This is a genomic window from Marinobacter sp. CP1, assembly GCF_001266795.1.
GTDB classification, from domain to species: domain Bacteria; phylum Pseudomonadota; class Gammaproteobacteria; order Pseudomonadales; family Oleiphilaceae; genus Marinobacter; species Marinobacter flavimaris.
In genome coordinates this window covers 3,251,774-3,267,854 of the sequence record NZ_CP011929.1, presented here as the reverse complement: position 1 = coordinate 3,267,854, position 16,081 = coordinate 3,251,774, and the positions used below count along the sequence as shown (strand labels likewise).

General features: G+C 58.9%; 13 protein-coding genes. 1 reads left to right on the top strand and 12 read right to left on the bottom strand.

Going from position 1 to position 16,081, the window contains the following annotated elements:
* Window positions 1–16: 16 nt before the first annotated feature.
* Entirely contained in the window at window positions 17–910 is an 894-nt protein-coding gene (gene cysM, locus ACP86_RS15070) for a cysteine synthase CysM (RefSeq protein WP_014576290.1), read from the bottom strand.
* A gap of 225 nt (window positions 911–1,135) precedes the next feature.
* Here cysM and ACP86_RS15065 point away from each other — a divergent pair, with 225 nt between their 5' ends.
* Entirely contained in the window at window positions 1,136–4,009 is a 2,874-nt protein-coding gene (locus ACP86_RS15065) for an ATP-binding protein (protein ID WP_053114633.1), read from the top strand.
* Between the two features lie 12 nt (window positions 4,010–4,021).
* On the opposite strand, the gene pdxJ is transcribed toward ACP86_RS15065, so the two are convergent.
* The 11 genes from pdxJ to ACP86_RS15010 form a co-directional block, all read right to left on the bottom strand.
* Window positions 4,022–4,762 (bottom strand): pyridoxine 5'-phosphate synthase, encoded by a 741-nt coding sequence (gene pdxJ / locus ACP86_RS15060; protein ID WP_053114632.1) that lies wholly within the window; start codon window positions 4,760–4,762, stop codon window positions 4,022–4,024.
* Window positions 4,752–5,480 carry a DNA repair protein RecO gene (recO, locus tag ACP86_RS15055; protein WP_053114631.1) on the bottom strand — a complete coding sequence of 243 codons (729 nt, stop codon included), beginning with the start codon at window positions 5,478–5,480 and terminating at the stop codon, window positions 4,752–4,754. Before recO ends, pdxJ begins: the two co-directional genes overlap by 11 nt.
* Before the next feature lie 7 nt (window positions 5,481–5,487).
* Window positions 5,488–6,405: a GTPase Era gene (era, locus tag ACP86_RS15050; protein ID WP_053114630.1), complete on the bottom strand. Its 918-nt coding sequence runs from the start codon at window positions 6,403–6,405 to the stop codon at window positions 5,488–5,490.
* Window positions 6,405–7,094 (bottom strand): ribonuclease III, encoded by a 690-nt coding sequence (gene rnc, locus ACP86_RS15045; RefSeq protein WP_008176185.1) that lies wholly within the window; start codon window positions 7,092–7,094, stop codon window positions 6,405–6,407. Before rnc ends, era begins: the two co-directional genes overlap by 1 nt.
* The gene (locus ACP86_RS15040; protein WP_008176189.1) at window positions 7,091–7,480 is read right to left on the bottom strand and encodes a DUF4845 domain-containing protein; all 390 of its coding nucleotides are present in this window, start codon (window positions 7,478–7,480) and stop codon (window positions 7,091–7,093) included. The genes rnc and ACP86_RS15040 overlap by 4 nt, the downstream gene beginning before the upstream one ends.
* A 26-nt stretch (window positions 7,481–7,506) precedes the next feature.
* Window positions 7,507–8,313: a signal peptidase I gene (gene lepB / locus ACP86_RS15035; protein WP_014576286.1), complete on the bottom strand. Its 807-nt coding sequence runs from the start codon at window positions 8,311–8,313 to the stop codon at window positions 7,507–7,509.
* A 12-nt stretch (window positions 8,314–8,325) separates the two neighbouring features.
* A complete protein-coding gene (lepA, locus tag ACP86_RS15030; protein ID WP_014576285.1) occupies window positions 8,326–10,128 on the bottom strand; it encodes a translation elongation factor 4 in 1,803 nt (600 codons plus the stop codon).
* 104 nt (window positions 10,129–10,232) lie between these two features.
* Window positions 10,233–12,959: an EAL domain-containing protein gene (locus ACP86_RS15025; protein ID WP_053115542.1), complete on the bottom strand. Its 2,727-nt coding sequence runs from the start codon at window positions 12,957–12,959 to the stop codon at window positions 10,233–10,235.
* A 126-nt stretch (window positions 12,960–13,085) separates the two neighbouring features.
* The gene (locus ACP86_RS15020; RefSeq protein ID WP_053114629.1) at window positions 13,086–14,510 is read right to left on the bottom strand and encodes a DegQ family serine endoprotease; all 1,425 of its coding nucleotides are present in this window, start codon (window positions 14,508–14,510) and stop codon (window positions 13,086–13,088) included.
* Between the two features lie 134 nt (window positions 14,511–14,644).
* Window positions 14,645–15,094, bottom strand: a complete 450-nt coding sequence (locus tag ACP86_RS15015) for a SoxR reducing system RseC family protein (RefSeq protein WP_008176201.1) — start codon at window positions 15,092–15,094, stop codon at window positions 14,645–14,647.
* Entirely contained in the window at window positions 15,091–16,065 is a 975-nt protein-coding gene (locus ACP86_RS15010) for a MucB/RseB C-terminal domain-containing protein (protein ID WP_014576281.1), read from the bottom strand. Before ACP86_RS15010 ends, ACP86_RS15015 begins: the two co-directional genes overlap by 4 nt.
* Between the last annotated feature and the right edge of the window lie 16 nt (window positions 16,066–16,081).

The window sequence follows — 16,081 nt, the reverse complement described above, 5'->3', positions numbered from 1 at the left end:
CTTGATAAAGTCGTATTCAGGCGCCGGGGAACACACCGGTGGAAAGATAGCGGTCGCCGCGGTCACAGATAATGGCCACGATGATGGCGTTTTCAACCTGCTGGGAGAGCTTGAGCGCGGCTGCAATCGAACCGCCGGAGGATACGCCACAGAAAATGCCCTCTTCGGAAGCCAGGGCCCTCATCGTGGTCTCTGCTTCTTCCTGACCTACGTCCAGCACCTGGTCGACGCGGGCCGCGTCGTAGATTTTCGGCAGGTAAGCTTCAGGCCAGCGCCGGATCCCGGGGATCGAAGCGCCCTCTTTTGGCTGCAAACCGATGATGCGGATATCCGGGTTGCGCTCCTTGAGGTAGCGCGACACCCCCATAATGGTGCCGGTGGTGCCCATGGAGCTGACAAAATGAGTAACCCGCCCGCCGGTCTGCTCCCAGATTTCCGGGCCGGTGGTACGGTAATGTGCCAGGGGGTTGTCCTGGTTGCTGAACTGGTCCAGCACGGTACCCTTGCCTTCCGCCTGCATCTTGAGGGCCAGGTCACGGGCCGTTTCCATGCCTTCTTCCCTGGTGACCGTGACAATTTCCGCACCATAGGCGCGCATGGATGCCCGGCGTTCCTCACTCATGTTCGCGGGCATGATGAGCACCATGCGGTATCCCTTGATCGCCGCCGCCATGGCCAGAGCGATGCCGGTGTTGCCGCTGGTCGCCTCAATCAGGGTATCCCCTGGCTTGATGTCGCCCCGGCGCTCCGCTTCCTGAATCATGCTGATGGCCGGGCGATCCTTAACCGAGCCGGCAGGGTTGTTGCCCTCCAGCTTGGCCAGAATCACGTTACTCGTCTCACCGGGGAGACGCTGCAGGCGAACCAGAGGGGTGTGCCCGACATAATCTTCAATGGTGGGAAAATGCATATGATAACCCTGTGGTACACTTTTGGCTTCGCATGATACGCGTTATCGCCCCGGTCTCCCAATACAGCTTCTCGCTATATCCATGACCGGCGGCTATATCCGCCACGGGATTTTCCGGTACTGTCGGGACTGATACCACAGTTATCCCTTTCCGGATCAGCTATTCTTAACACGGACGTTTTCCGCTCTGCGACGCGGACAAAAGCAATAATTCAGGATCACGGTATGCGACGTTGGGGCATTCGCAAGAAAGTTTTAGTGGTGACGCTGGTTCCCACCCTGCTGACCACCCTGATGCTGGGGCTGTTCTTCACCTACAGCTGGGTCAACAATATCGAAAGTCTGCTGAAGGACCGGGGCGAGTCACTCTCCCGTCAGCTCGCGGCCGGTTCCGAGTACGGCCTTTTCACTGCCAACCGAAGTCTCCTCAGCAGCCTCTCCAATGCCCTCCTGGAAGAGCAGGACGTGCGTTCCATCACCTTCTTTGGCAGTGACGGCTCCCGCCTGCTCCACACCGGGCCCGGAAGCTCGGAGACCGTGCAGTCCGACGAACTCACCGCCGAGCACGCCACCCGGATATCCCGAAAAAACAGCACCCGGTTTATCACCCCCGTGTTTCTGCAGGATCTGATGATCGAGAGCATGCTCGACCCGGATGCCCGCCAGTCCATGTCGAATCTGCGGGAGCCTCTGGGCTGGGTGGTTGTGGAAATGTCCCATATCCGCACCGAAAAAGAGACGTACAAGGCCCTGCTTATTTCCCTGCTGCTCATTCTCGGGGGCGTCATTCTCAGCATGGCCATTGCCCTGCGACTGAGCCGTGCGTTCACCAACCCGGTATTCGAACTGAACGAGGCCGTTGCCAAACTCAAGGAAGGCAAGCTGGATACCCGGGTCTACACCGGCGCCGGGCCGGAGTTCGAACAGCTGGAATCCGGCCTCAATGCCATGGCCGAAGAGCTGAGCAAGGCCCAGGCGGAAATGCAGCAGAACATCGACCAGGCCACCGAAGATCTGCGGGAAACCCTGGAAACCATCGAAATCCAGAACATCGAGCTGGATTTCGCCCGGAAGGAAGCGCTGGAAGCGAGCCGGATAAAGTCAGAGTTCCTGGCCAACATGTCACACGAGATCCGCACCCCGCTGAACGGCATCATCGGCTTCACCGAGCTGCTCCTGAAGAGCCCCCTGCCACGGCAGCAGCGGGACCATCTGAGCACCATCAGGAAATCCTCGGAGATCCTGCTTACCATCATCAACGACATCCTGGACTTCTCCAAGATTGAGGCCGGCAAGCTGATCCTGGACCGGGTGCCCTTCCAGTTGCGGGATATTGTTGAGGAAGTCATGGTCATGCTGGCGCCGGCCGCCCATGCCAAGAACCTGGATCTGGTGCCACTGGTCTACAACGATGTGCCGGACAACATCATGGGTGACCCCTTGCGGGTCAAACAGGTGATCACCAACCTGGTCAACAACGCCATCAAGTTTACCCAGACCGGCGAGGTAGTCCTGCGGGCGAGCCTGGAAGAGGAAGAGACCGATTCCAACCGGGTTACCCTGCGCCTGAGCATCACGGATTCCGGCGTGGGTCTCTCCCGGGCCCAACAGCAATCCCTGTTCAACGCCTTCAGCCAGGCCGATGCCTCCACCGCCCGTCAATACGGTGGCACCGGCCTCGGGCTGGCCATCTCGAAGCGTCTGGTTGAGGAGATGGGGGGCAAGATCGGGCTTGAGAGCGAACTTGGCAAGGGCTCGACCTTCTGGTTCACCCTCACCTCGGAGCTTGCCACCAGCGGTGAGGCCATTGCCCCCCGGGATGCCCTGCGTGGTGAACGGGTCATCTATCTGGAACAACAGAAAACCACCGGCCTGGCCGTGGAACACCTGTTGCGGGACTGGGGCATGGTGGTCGACCGGGTGGCCTCCCCCGGTGCACTGCAGGAACACATTGAGGAAGCCCAGAAAAGCCAGGCCGGTTACGCCGTGGCCATTGTCGGCATTACCCGGCACCTGCTCAATTCCAGCCAGTACTGCAGCCTTGTCCGTACCCTTGAGATCGAACGGGATTGCCGGACACTGTTGCTGACCCCCACCCTGGAAACCCACGACACGCCACTATCGGGGCTTGCCAGCGGCCACCTCACCAAACCGGTGTGCCGCGATTCCCTCTACGACGAGCTTCTGCTGCTGGTGCACGGCATCAATTCCAGCGGGCGGGTGCCCGAATACGAGATTTCCGCCAACCGAGTGACCACCGCCAATGTTCCCCGGGTACTGGCAGTGGATGACAACGACGCCAACCTGAAGCTGGTAATGACCCTGCTGGAAGACTGCCAACTGGACGCCGAGGGCGCTTCCAGCGGATTTGAAGCCCTGAGCAAGGCCAGACAGAAACCCTTCGACCTGGTCTTCATGGATCTGCAGATGCCCGGCATGGACGGTGTGGAAACCACGGCCAGGCTGAGGGAGATGGATACCGGCAATCACCGGACCCCGATCATTGCCCTGACCGCCCATGCCCTGTCGGACGAGCAGGAACGGCTGACCAAGCAGGGTTTCGATGGCTACATGCCCAAACCCATCAGCAGTGGCCAGCTCAACGACATCATTCATGAGTACACCGGCTACGTGTGCCCGAAGAGCGGCAGCGACGGTCGGCTTCCCGTGCCGGAAGTTCGCGACACCCGTCGGGCCCTGCGGCCATCAACGCGCAAAATGCAGCAGGACTGCGTCAGCGTCGAGGAAAGCATTCAGCTGGCCGCCGGCAAAGCTGACCTGGCGGAAGAACTGTTCAGCATGCTGCTGGAACAGGTCCACGTGGATCGGGAGCGGATCCCGGAACTCTGGACCAACGACAATATGGAAGAGCTGCTGGAGTGCGTTCACAAACTCCATGGCGCCACCCGCTACTGCGGCGTACCGGAACTGAGGGCCGCAGCTAACCATCTGGAAACGGCGATCAAATGCTCTGCCCCGGATCTGGAGCACCAGAAAGACCAGCTGCTCTCGGCCATGGAGCGCCTGCAGATCTGGAGCGACCAGACCGACTGGCAACAGCTGTTCCGCGAACGCCACGAGGCCGCCGAAACGACCTGACGCTACCTCGAATCAGGCCCGGCTGCGGGCCTGATCAATAATGGCCTTCATATCCCGGACCGCTTCTTTCAGACCGGTGAAAACCGCACGGGCGATAATGGCATGGCCAATATTCAGTTCGTTGATGCCATGGATCGCCGCTACCCGCTCGGTGTTGTGATAATGCAGGCCGTGGCCGGCATTGACGATAAGCCCTTTCTTGCGGGCATAGGCCACCGCATCGGCAATGGTTTTGAACGCGGCATTTTCAGCCTCTGGCGTTTCGGCCTCGGCATACTCTCCGGTGTGAAGTTCGACTACCGGCGCGCCGCAACGCACTGCGGCATCAATCTGGGCCGGGTCCGGATCAATAAACAATGACACTTCGGCGCCAATTCGGGCGAGGCGCTCACAGGCCTTGGCCACCCGGGATTCCTGACCTTCCACATCCAGACCGCCCTCGGTGGTCAATTCCTCACGCTTCTCCGGCACCAGGCAGACACATTCCGGCCGCACCTGTTCGGCAAACGCCAGCATGGCATCGGTTACCGCCATTTCCAGATTCATCTTGGTCTGGAGCACCTCTTTGAGCAGCAGCACATCCCGATCCTGAATATGACGCCGGTCTTCCCTGGGATGGATTGTGATGCCGTCTGCCCCGGCTTCCTCGGCCATCAGTGCTGCCTGAACCGGATCCGGATACCGGGTCCCCCTCGCCTGACGGAGGGTGGCAACGTGATCAATATTGACGCCAAGCAGTACTCTAGGATTCATGGGATTCTCCCCGAAGGTGAGTGAAAAGGCTGCGACTGTTCAGGGGGCGCCCCTGCAGAAGATAATCGATCAGTACCCGCATGACCCGCTTCGCCAGCCGCCGACAGCGGTCCGATTGCAGATCATCCCGGGCCAGATCCAGTAATACTTCCCCGGGCAGATTCCGCAGTCGCACACCGGCCGACAGCCCGGAAACAATGCCCTGCTCCGGATCATAACAATACTCCCGGTCAGGCTCGACGGATTGCCCCGTATCGGTGGCAAGATCCCAGGCAAAGTCGTAACCCAGGGCGGCAGCAAAAGCGAGTTCGAACCGCCGCAGCACCGGCTCCACGTCTGTGGTGTCGGACAGCCGCCGGATGGCATCTATGTAGGCTGCAAAGAGGGTCGGATGGGGATCAGCGGCGGGCAGAACCCGCTGCAACAGTTCATTCAGGTAGAGGCCACTATAGAGCGACACTGTCCGGGTGATTGTCGGGCCGGTTCGCACGTCGACCTGGGTCAGGGTTTTCAGGTCGCCCCGACCGGCCCAGTCCACCACCAGCGGCTGGAAGGGCTGTAGCTGGGCTTTCAGAGGACTTTTGGCACTGTTGGCGCCCCGGGCAATGACGGTCATCCGGCCATGGTTCAGGGCAAAGAGATCCACCATCAGGCTGGTTTCCCGCCAGGGCCGGCGGTGAAGGACATAAGCGGGCTCCTGCAGCTCAGGCCCCTTCATAGCTGCCTCAGAGGTCGTTCATGCCCAGGCTTTTCAGAGCCCGGTCGCTGTCTGCCCAGCCACGCTTCACCTTTACCCAGAGCCTCAGCATGATCTTGCTGTCGAACATACGCTCCATATCCGTACGAGCTTCCTGACCAATGCGGCGCATCCGCTCGCCCTTCTCGCCGATGATGATCTTCTTCTGACCTTCGCGCTCGACCAGGATCAGGGCGGATATGTGCAGGGTCTTGCCCTCCCGCTTGAACTCCTCGATCTCCACCGCCACGGAATAAGGCAATTCGGCCCCCAACTGGCGGGTGATTTTTTCCCGGACAATCTCCGACGCCAGGAAACGCTCACTGCGATCGGTGATCTGGTCGTCCGGGTAGAAGTGGATACTCTCCGGCAGGAAACGCCCCACCGCCTCTTCCAGAGGTTCAAGATTGGTCTCTTTCAGTGCCGAAAGTGGAATGATCTCGGCAAAATCACGCTTTTTCGAGAGCATGTCCAGGTGCGGCAGCAGGCTTTCCCGTTTTTCGATCTTGTCGACCTTGTTCACCGCCAGGATCACAGGGCATTTCAGGCGACTGAGTTTCTCCAGCACCATCTCATCCGCGGTCGTCCAGGCCAGCTGATCCACCACAAACACCACCACATCGACATCAATGAGCGCCGACGTGGCCGCCTTGTTCATGTAGCGGTTAATGGCACGGGGCTCCTCCTCGTGCATGCCAGGTGTGTCCACATAGATCGCTTGCACCGGCCCTACGGTCTTGATACCCAGCACCTGATGACGGGTGGTCTGCGGCTTGCGGGAAGTGATGCTCAGCTTCTGCCCGAGGATATGGTTCAGCAACGTGGACTTGCCCACGTTCGGACGGCCAACGATGGCCACAAAACCGCAGCGACTGTCCGGGTTTTCCGGACGGGTGATATCGTTCATTACTGGTTCTCCACGCCCAACTCTTTCAGGGCGTTACGGGCTGCCTGCTGCTCGGCCACCCGGCGGCTGCTGCCAGTCCCGGTGGTCTTTCGGTCCAGCGACGGCAGCGCACAGGATACATGGAATGTCTGGTTGTGGGCCTCGCCGTCCACGGAAATGACGTCATAGCGTGGCAGCGGAAACTGACGCGACTGGAGATATTCCTGCAAACGGGTCTTGGGGTCTTTCTGGGTGTCCTGCAGGTCGAGCTTTTCCAGACGGTGCTCGAACCAGCGCAATACCTGTTCCCGGCAGGTATGGAAATCACTGTCGAGGTAGATGGCGCCGATGATGGACTCCACGGCGTCGGCCAGGATGGATTCCCGGCGGAAGCCTCCGCTTTTAAGCTCTCCCGAGCCCAATCGAAGGTATGTGCCGAGCTGGAACTCCCGACCAATTTCGGCGAGTGTAACGCCTTTTACCATCCGGGCCCGCAGACGACTCAACTGGCCTTCCCGGGCTTTTTCGAAGTGCAGAAACAGATACTCGGCAATCACCATATTCACAATGGAATCGCCGAGGAATTCGAGGCGCTCGTTATTCTGATTTCCATAACTCCGGTGGGTGAGTGCCAGCAGAAGCCGCTCTGGCGATTTGAACTGATAGCCGATGCGCCGCTGTAACTGATCCAGATCCGGTTGTGAACTCACTTGCCCTTCATCTCATATTTGTGCTTGAAGTGAACCACCGTATCCACATTGCTGAACAGGTTGTTGCGCACTTCGTAATCAACATTGATAACGACCAGATCGCCGTCTTTATCGACCGAAATATTCTTGGCGTCGAATCCCCGGACATTGTTCACGCTGAGCCGTTTGTTGATCAACGTACGGACCTGGGCAGGCCCCATCTGGGAGAGACCTTCGGTGCCATCAAGGCTTTCCAGCGCTTCCTGAATGGTTATGTCATCCAGATAGGCGGGACCAAGCTTGATCACCAGCGTCAGCAGGCCACCAAAAAACAGCACCATCACCATCATGGTCAATGCCGAGGCACCGCGCTGACGGCCCATGCCGGAAAGATTATTTTTCTTCATTACGACTGCGCTCCAGATAGTCCGAGTTACTCGATTCCGCCTACACGATCAAAGGATGGCAGACTGGTAAGGGATTTCCAGTGCATCCAGATAGCAAAGGCCTTGCCCACCACCAGCTCGTCCGGGACCGTGCCCCAATAGCGGCTGTCATTACTGTTGTCGCGATTGTCACCCATGACGAAATAATGACCCTCGGGCACCAGCCATTCGCCCTCACCACCGCCGCCAGACCGGCCCATGGTCAGAAAAATGTCGTGCTCTACTTCACCGAGATCCTCGCGGCGCAGTTCCATCGGCGGTAGCCGCGCGATAAACCGGGTTTCCACCCGATCGCCATTGATGAACAGCTGCTTGTCACGGTAGCGGATATGGTCGCCGGGCAAACCGATCACCCGTTTGATGTAGTTGGTCTGGCCGTCCTCCGGGTAGCGGAAAACCATCACATCGCCGCGCTGGGGATCGCCGACCGGAATCACTTTGGTGCCGGCAACCGGCAGCCTGAACCCGTAGGCGTATTTGTTCACCAGAATGAAATCGCCGACTTCCAGGGTGGGCAACATGGATCCCGACGGAATCTGGAACGGTTCAACCAGGAAGGACCGGAGGACCAGAACAATCGCCAGCACCGGAAAGAACGATCGGCTAAGGTCAACCAGGTAGGGCTCTTTTGGCTCCTCCGATTCCGCCGGGGAGCCTTCATCCACTGCGTCTCCGGTGCCGCTGGCACGGTAGGCAGCCAGACGACGCTCACGAAGAAACAGCTTGTCCGCCAGCCAGATCAGACCCGTTGCAAAGGTCAGTACCACCAGTACCAGGGGAAAATCGATATCCATCCAGGAGGCCTTTTATTTATCCACTTTCAGTACGGCAAGAAACGCTTCCTGAGGCACCTCGACATTACCCAGCTGCTTCATACGCTTTTTACCTTCTTTCTGCTTCTGCAGCAGTTTCTTCTTCCGGCTAACGTCACCACCGTAGCACTTGGCGGTTACGTTCTTGCGTAGCGCCTTCACGGTGACCCGCGACACAACCTGATTACCAATGGCGGCCTGAATCGCGATATCAAACATCTGCCGAGGAATCAGCTCTTTCATCTTTTCGATCAACTGGCGCCCTTTGTGGTGAGCCTGCTCCTTGTGCACGATCAGCGCCAGGGCATCGACACGCTCGCCGTTGATCAGCACGTCCAGGCGAACCAGGTTGGCGGTCTGGAACCGGGTAAAGTGGTAGTCCAGGGACGCAAAGCCGCGGCTGGCTGACTTGATACGATCGAAGAAATCCATCACTACCTCGGCCATCGGCAGCTCATAGGTGAGCTGGACCTGGGTCGTCATGAAGTGCATGTTCTTCTGGACGCCACGCTTTTCCTCACACAGGGCTATCACATTTCCGATATGCTCCTGGGGCACCAGAATGTTCGCTTCTACGATCGGCTCACGCATTTCCTCAATGGAACCAATATCCGGAAGCCGGGACGGATTGTCTACCGACAGGGTCTCACCCTGTTTGGTAACCACCTCATAGATCACCGTTGGCGCCGTGGTGATCAGGTCGATGTCGTATTCACGCTCCAGCCGCTCCTGGATGATTTCCATGTGCAGCATGCCCAGGAAACCACAGCGGAAACCGAAGCCAAGGGCATCGGAATTCTCCGGCTCGAAAAACAGCGAGGCATCGTTGAGGGTCAGTTTTTCCAGGGCATCCCGGAAATCGTTGTAGTCGTCGGCGCTGACCGGGAACAACCCGGCGTAGACCTGGGGTTTGACTTTCTTGAACCCGGGCAGCATTGGCGTCTGCTCGGCGAACTTCTGGTGAACAATGGTATCGCCTACCGGCGCCCCGTGAATGTCCTTGATTCCGGCCACCACGAAGCCGACATCGCCGGACTCCAGAAGGTCGGTGTCTTTCGGTTTGGGATTGAAAATACCAACCTTGTCGGCATTCCAGGCCTTCCCGGTAGACTTGATGACGATCTTGTCGCCCTTTTTCAGGGTGCCCTCGGTCACCCTCACGAGAGACACGACGCCCAGATAATTGTCGAACCAGGAATCGATGATCAGAGCCTGCAGGGGCGCGCTTCGGTCGCCCTTGGGTGGCGGGATCTTCTTGATCAGATCTTCCAGAACATCTTCCACGCCCAGACCACTCTTGGCGCTACAGCGAACCGCATCAGACGCTTCAATGCCAATGATATCCTCGATTTCTGCCGCTACCCGCTCCGGTTCGGCCTGCGGGAGATCCATCTTGTTCAAAACCGGCACAACTTCGAGACCCTGCTCAATGGCGGTGTAGCAGTTAGCCACGGACTGGGCTTCAACACCCTGCCCGGCGTCCACCACCAGCAGGGCCCCCTCGCAGGCATAGAGCGAGCGAGAAACCTCGTAGGAAAAGTCCACGTGGCCCGGGGTATCGATAAAGTTCAGTTTGTATTCCTGCCCGTCACGGGCGGTGTAATTCAGCGTGACACTCTGGGCCTTGATGGTAATCCCTCGCTCACGCTCGAGATCCATGGAGTCCAGGACCTGCTCGGCCATCTCACGGTCCGTCAGGCCGCCGCAAACCTGGATAAAACGGTCTGCCAGCGTGGATTTACCATGGTCAATGTGGGCGATGATGGAAAAGTTACGGATTCGGCTCAGTTCAGTCACAGACGATGAATACTCAGTTAAGACGAAGGATTGAGCCCGGAAGGGCCGCTACCGGGATCCGGGAACGGCGTGATTTTACCGGTTACCGGCCGCCATTGCCATGATCAGGAAATCAGCGGCCGTTCGTATTGCCGGATAAGGAAACCGATGAGCGCATCCTCGTCCAGCGGATAGCTGAACAGGTTGCCCTGACACTGGGCGCAGCCGTGAGTTTTCAGGAAGCTCAGCTGCTGTGGGGTTTCCACACCCTCCGCAACCACCGTAAGGTGGAGCTTGCGGGCCAGGGCAATCACTGCGGAGGCCACATCCGTGGCACTGACATTGTAGGGAATGTCGCGAATGAACCGGTGGTCGATCTTGATAACATCCAGCGGCAGCTGCTGCAAAGCAACCAGTGAACAGGAGCCGGTGCCGAAATCATCCAGGATCAGACAGACCCCGAGATCATGGAGTGACACCAGCAACTCCCTGAGCATTCGCGGATCTTCATTTAGCAGCTCCGCCGGCATCTCCAGCTCCAGCCGCTCCGGCGAGACGCCCGTCTCGGTGATGACCTGTCGGATCATGTCCAGGAAGCCCGAATCGGTCAGTTGTCGAACAGACAGATTCACCGCCATTTTCAGGGATTCAAAGCCGGCCCGTTCCAGGGCCTGAACCTGAATACAGGCCTGTCTCAAAGCCCATTCACCCAGGCGAACAATCAGGCCGGTTTCCTCGGCAAGACCGATGAACTGCTGTGCCGACACCAGCCCCTTCTCCGGATGATGCCAGCGCAGGAATGCCTCAACCCCAATCACCCGCTCACTGGCCAGATCAATCTTCGGCTGGTAATGCAGAACGAAGCGATCGCCATCCAGCGCCGTGGCCAACTCCTCCTGTTGCAGAAGCCGCCTTGCCGCCTTGATGTTCATGGCCGGGGTGAAGAACTGGAACGTATTCCGACCCAGCTCCTTGGCACGATACATCGCCAGATCAGCGTACTTCATCAGGGTTCCGGCGTCCTCACTGTCGTGGGGAATCATGGTGATGCCGATACTGACCGTAATGCCGACTTCGTGATCGTTCAGCCGGATTCGCTGGCAAAGACTGCGCAGAATGGTCTCTGCGACCTTGCCGGCAGCATCGGAGTCACTGATCCGGGACAGCAAAACCACAAACTCATCGCCGCCGAGCCTGGCAACCGAGTCCTCCTCACGGACACAACCCACCAGCCACTGTGCCACCTGGCACAGCAGTTCATCGCCGGAATCGTGCCCCAGGGTGTCGTTGATACGTTTGAAGCCGTCGAGATCCAGGAACATGAGGGCAGCCGGCTCACCACTCCGGCGACTGCGGCTGACCACGTGATTCAAACGGTCCCGGAACAGTTGCCGGTTCGCCAGGCCGGTAAGCGGATCATAGAATGCAAGCCTGTGCAGCTCGGATTGGGCGGCCTTGAGCTGGGTCAGATCCCGCAGGCTAAGCACAACGCCATTGACGCCTGGCACCGACAACATGGCTGTAAAGGTGCCCTCCATATCCCGCCACTGCCCCTTGGCATCACGGATACGGACCCGGATGACCGGCATCTGTTTGCCCGGCGACTGAACGGAATCGTCAAAGCCTCGCTGCAGCTGGGGCCAGTCGTCACCATGAACGAGCTCCTCAAAGTTCAGGGCCTGAACCTGATCCGGCTCGAAGCCAAGGATATCCAGGCTGGACGGGCTCGCGTACAGGGGTTGCCCGGCACGGTCCATCACCAGGGTGACATTGGCTGCGCCTTCGGTAATCGCCCGATAGCGGCCGGCACTGATCTGCGCCATCAGCCGTGAACGGATCAAGGCAAGCACGAAGAGGAACAACAGGGCACTGATCACCAGGCCACTGCCGAGGACGATCGGAGGCCGCGGATCCGAGGCCAGGAAATCAAAGGCGGGCGTGGAGCGCGTCTGCAACAGCCAGTCTCGACCACCATGGCTGATGGTCTGACTCATCTGGAAACTGAATTCGTTGTCCAGGGACCCCAGATTGGAGCCATACATGAGGTTCTGCCGTTCCACGACTCCGGCATCGTAGATCCGGACATCAAGAAACGGCGAGATCAGGCCAACAATGCCGTCGATAAGATTGTTCATCCGGAAGGCACTGAACACATAGCCCGCCAACATCATGCGACGCTCAGCCCGGATCTCGGGCACTTCTCCACCCTGGTAGACGGGGTAATACATCAGAAAACTGGCCTGGTCTTCGCCAAGCTCTTCCTGAACCAGCACCACCTTGGCGGTCACCGTGGGGATAGCATCATCCCGGGCCTGCTCCATGGCCTGGCGATGAATGGGATCGCTGAAGGCATCGTAGCCGAGGGCCCGTCGGTTCCGTTCCGTGCCAGGCTCCAGGTAGACCATGGGGTAGTAGTAGGGGCCGCTACCCAGCGGGTTCACCAGGTAATTATGCACCCCTTCCGCGCGGACAGAGGCAATATGATCGGCCATCTGACGTACACCGATACGGCGAACATAGCCAATCCCCTGAATGCCCGGGTAGTAGCGGTTGATATCAACCTTGTCCACGTATTCACGCCATTGATCACGGGAAACGTCTCCGGTCACCGCAAACAGACCGGCACTGCCGGCCAGCACCTGCTCGTAATTCAGCAAGCGCTCTTCGATGGCGGATTTAAGCTGGAGCGATTGGGTGCGAAAACGGGCTTCCGTGCGGTCTTCAACCAGCCGGATAGACACCTGCCACAGCAATAGGGTGACGGCAACGGCTACCGCGAAGACCAGCCAGGCGACCCAGGCATTGCGAAATTCCAGTAGCTTACGGAGAGAGAGTTCCTGTCTGTTCATCATGGGGCTGGTCCGTTCCATGGCCACTCATTTTTATTGATCCGCCGAGTATAACAAAAGCCCCCGAAAGTGTCGTTTCCAACACCTGCGGGGGCTCTATCTCAGGTAATCCGGATCAGCAGAAGGGTATCAGGGCTTCATCACCAGATACAGTGCCCGACCCTGGCGCACCACCCGGACCGATACCGCCTTGCCCTCGGGCAGCGACTGAACAGCCTCGCGGAATTCCTGCACCGATGTCACCTTCTGGCGATTCATTTCCGTGATCACATCGCCCGCACGGATGCCCGCTTCGGAAGCCGCACCCCGCGCAACGTTATTGACCACAACGCCGCCTTCAATACCCATTGAGTCGGCCATGTCCGTAGGAAGCGGTTCGACCATCATGCCCAGGGGCGCAGAGCCGGGACCATCACTGTCACTGGCCGGTGCGGAAGCCTGCTGGCTTCCCTCCTCGGGAAGGCGACCGATTTCAACCTGAAGCTCGATTTCCTCGCCACCGCGAAGCACTCTCAGTTCGGCAGTTTCACCAACCGGCGTGCGGCCAACCATGGGCGGCAAGTCAGAGGAAAGCTGCACATCGTCGCCGTCATAGCTGAGGACGATATCCCCTGCCTGCAGGCCGGCTGCCTGCGCCGGCGAACCGGACATTACTTCGGCAATCAGTGCACCGCGGGGCCGCTTGAGACCAAAGGATTCGGCCAGATCACGGTTCACTTCCTGAATCAGCACCCCAAGCCAGCCACGGGATACAGAGCCGTTGTCGCGCAACTGACGGAAGACGTTCATAGCATCGTCAATCGGAATGGCAAAGGAGACCCCCATGAAACCACCAGAGCGGGTGTAGATCTGGGAGTTGATACCGACCACTTCGCCCTCCAGGTTAAACAGAGGGCCACCGGAGTTGCCCGGGTTGATCGCTACGTCTGTCTGAATGAAGGGCACGTAGTTTTCCGATGGCAGGGAGCGACCCAGGGCGCTGACGATTCCGGCCGTTACCGTGTAATCGAATCCAAACGGCGAGCCAATCGCAAACACCCACTCACCGACTTTCAGATCTCGGGACCGACCTACCTGAACGACAGGCAGATCATCGCCGTTTTCAATTTTCAGCACGGCCATATCGGAACGAGGGTCTGTTCCAACCAGCGTCGCGGGCAGCTCGCGCCGGTCATTCAGCCGCACGATGATCTCATCAGCTCCCTCGACCACGTGGTTATTGGTCAAGACGTAACCGTCCGAGGAGACAATGAACCCGGAGCCCATGGAGCGGCGTGGCTGGGAGTTGCCAGGCCCACCTCCAAACGGAGACTGGGGTCCGCGGAAGAAATCCTGGAAAAACTCGGGAAGCTGTTCGAGCTGACGCTCATCAAACGGCATCCCGGGAGCGCCGGAATTGCGGCGCGTGGGCTCTGTGGTTGTACTGATGTTCACCACCGCACCGGCGTTATCTTCAACCAGCTCGGTAAAATCAGGCAGGCTTCGGGCTGAACTCGCCTGACTCCAGCCCGCCAACACCATGGCGGACAGCAAAATCAGCAAAGCGGCCGGCATCCTTCCGGGTATAAAATTACGTGACGACTGGGCAACTGCTGTTGCACTCGACATGTTGTACCCCCTGTTGTGCTTACACCTAGGCGTAGTTTTGGGTTCGGCCCACCGATTTTCAACTTACAAAACCGTAGGGTTTACAGACAGTTTTCAGAGGCTATCCGGCTTACCCGGACCAGGCGGGGCTCATACTCCTTGCCGCCCGCGTCTTGCAGTTTGCGTCCTGCGAAAAAACCCAGAGCCAGGCCAGCGACCGCGGCTAGCATCGCAGCGCCATCGCTACCACCGGACATCTGGTGCCCGAGGATACTTGCGACAACCATCAGGATCAGTGGGACGGCGTAGACCAGAATGGAAGCACCCAGCAACGCCTGCTCATCGATTCCGATGGTTACTTCATCTCCCACCCTGGCATTGACCGAGTTGGTCACCAGAATCTGGTTGGCGCGCCCGCCCGAGGCAGCCGCCAGGACTTTCTGACCACAACCATTACGGGCAGCACAACTCTGACAGGCGCTGGTTCGGATCGTCTGGACCCAGACCTTGTCGCCCTTGAGCGCGACCACTTTTCCGGTTTCAGTAATCACGGCTCACCTGCACCCAGGGCCACCGAGTCTTCAATACGCACCGATTCGGCAACCTGGCGCGCAGTCTGCGGAGGCAGCTCACCCACGACGGTAACCAGAAAAGCGCTATCCCCTTCCGTCACCTGATGCATATAAACGGTGGTGGCGCCAATCAGGGAGGCGCCCGTCGGCATGCTAACCGGGCCAGCCGGCTCAACGAAGACCGAAAAAGCGGCCAGGCCATCGGAGAAGGCAACGGCCTGGCCCTTGCCGGAGCGAGGCGCCGCCGCAGGGACAAACCCTTCCGGGCGCCAGCCAAGCTGCCACCCATCCATACGCTGGACCACCGATGCCGTAGCAGCGGGCTCATCCAGCGTTCTGGAAATTTCCCGGCCCTCGGTGCGGATCTCGAATTCGCTATCGGGAATGTCCTCGCCGATGTGCAGGCTGGTGAACTGAAACTGCTCAAGCACTTCCCCCTCGGCATTACGAACGTGACTCTTGACCAGAAGACCGGTGGATTTCTCCAGCCAAAGCCGATGACTGTAGCGGTAGGGATCCTTGGCGCTTAGCGCCACTGAAACCACGTCATACCCTGCAACCCGGTCCTCACCTTTCATTTCCGCCCGATACCAGTGGCTGACCGGCATCAGCTGACTGGTGAACGCTTCGGCGAACGGGCCTGAAGGAATCACCTGGTCAAGCTTGACGCGGCCTGTTTCAGGAAGCACGCAGACCACATTCATGCCTTTGCGAACAATTTCTCCACTGCCGCCGTCCTGCAGAACCAGTCGCTCCTCTACAACGCCATCATTGTAACGATGGGCAATCTGCATGGAGTGCACGCTCTCGCCCCGGGCGTATACGAACACACCGCGGTAGGACGTCATGTTCAGGGCCGGACCCAGCCTTTCAAGCCAGGCGGATGCCTCGTCTTCGTCCGCGGCAGCCGGCAGCGACCCAGCAAGCGCGAGCAAAAAACCCACGAGCATGGACAACGCACGGCTT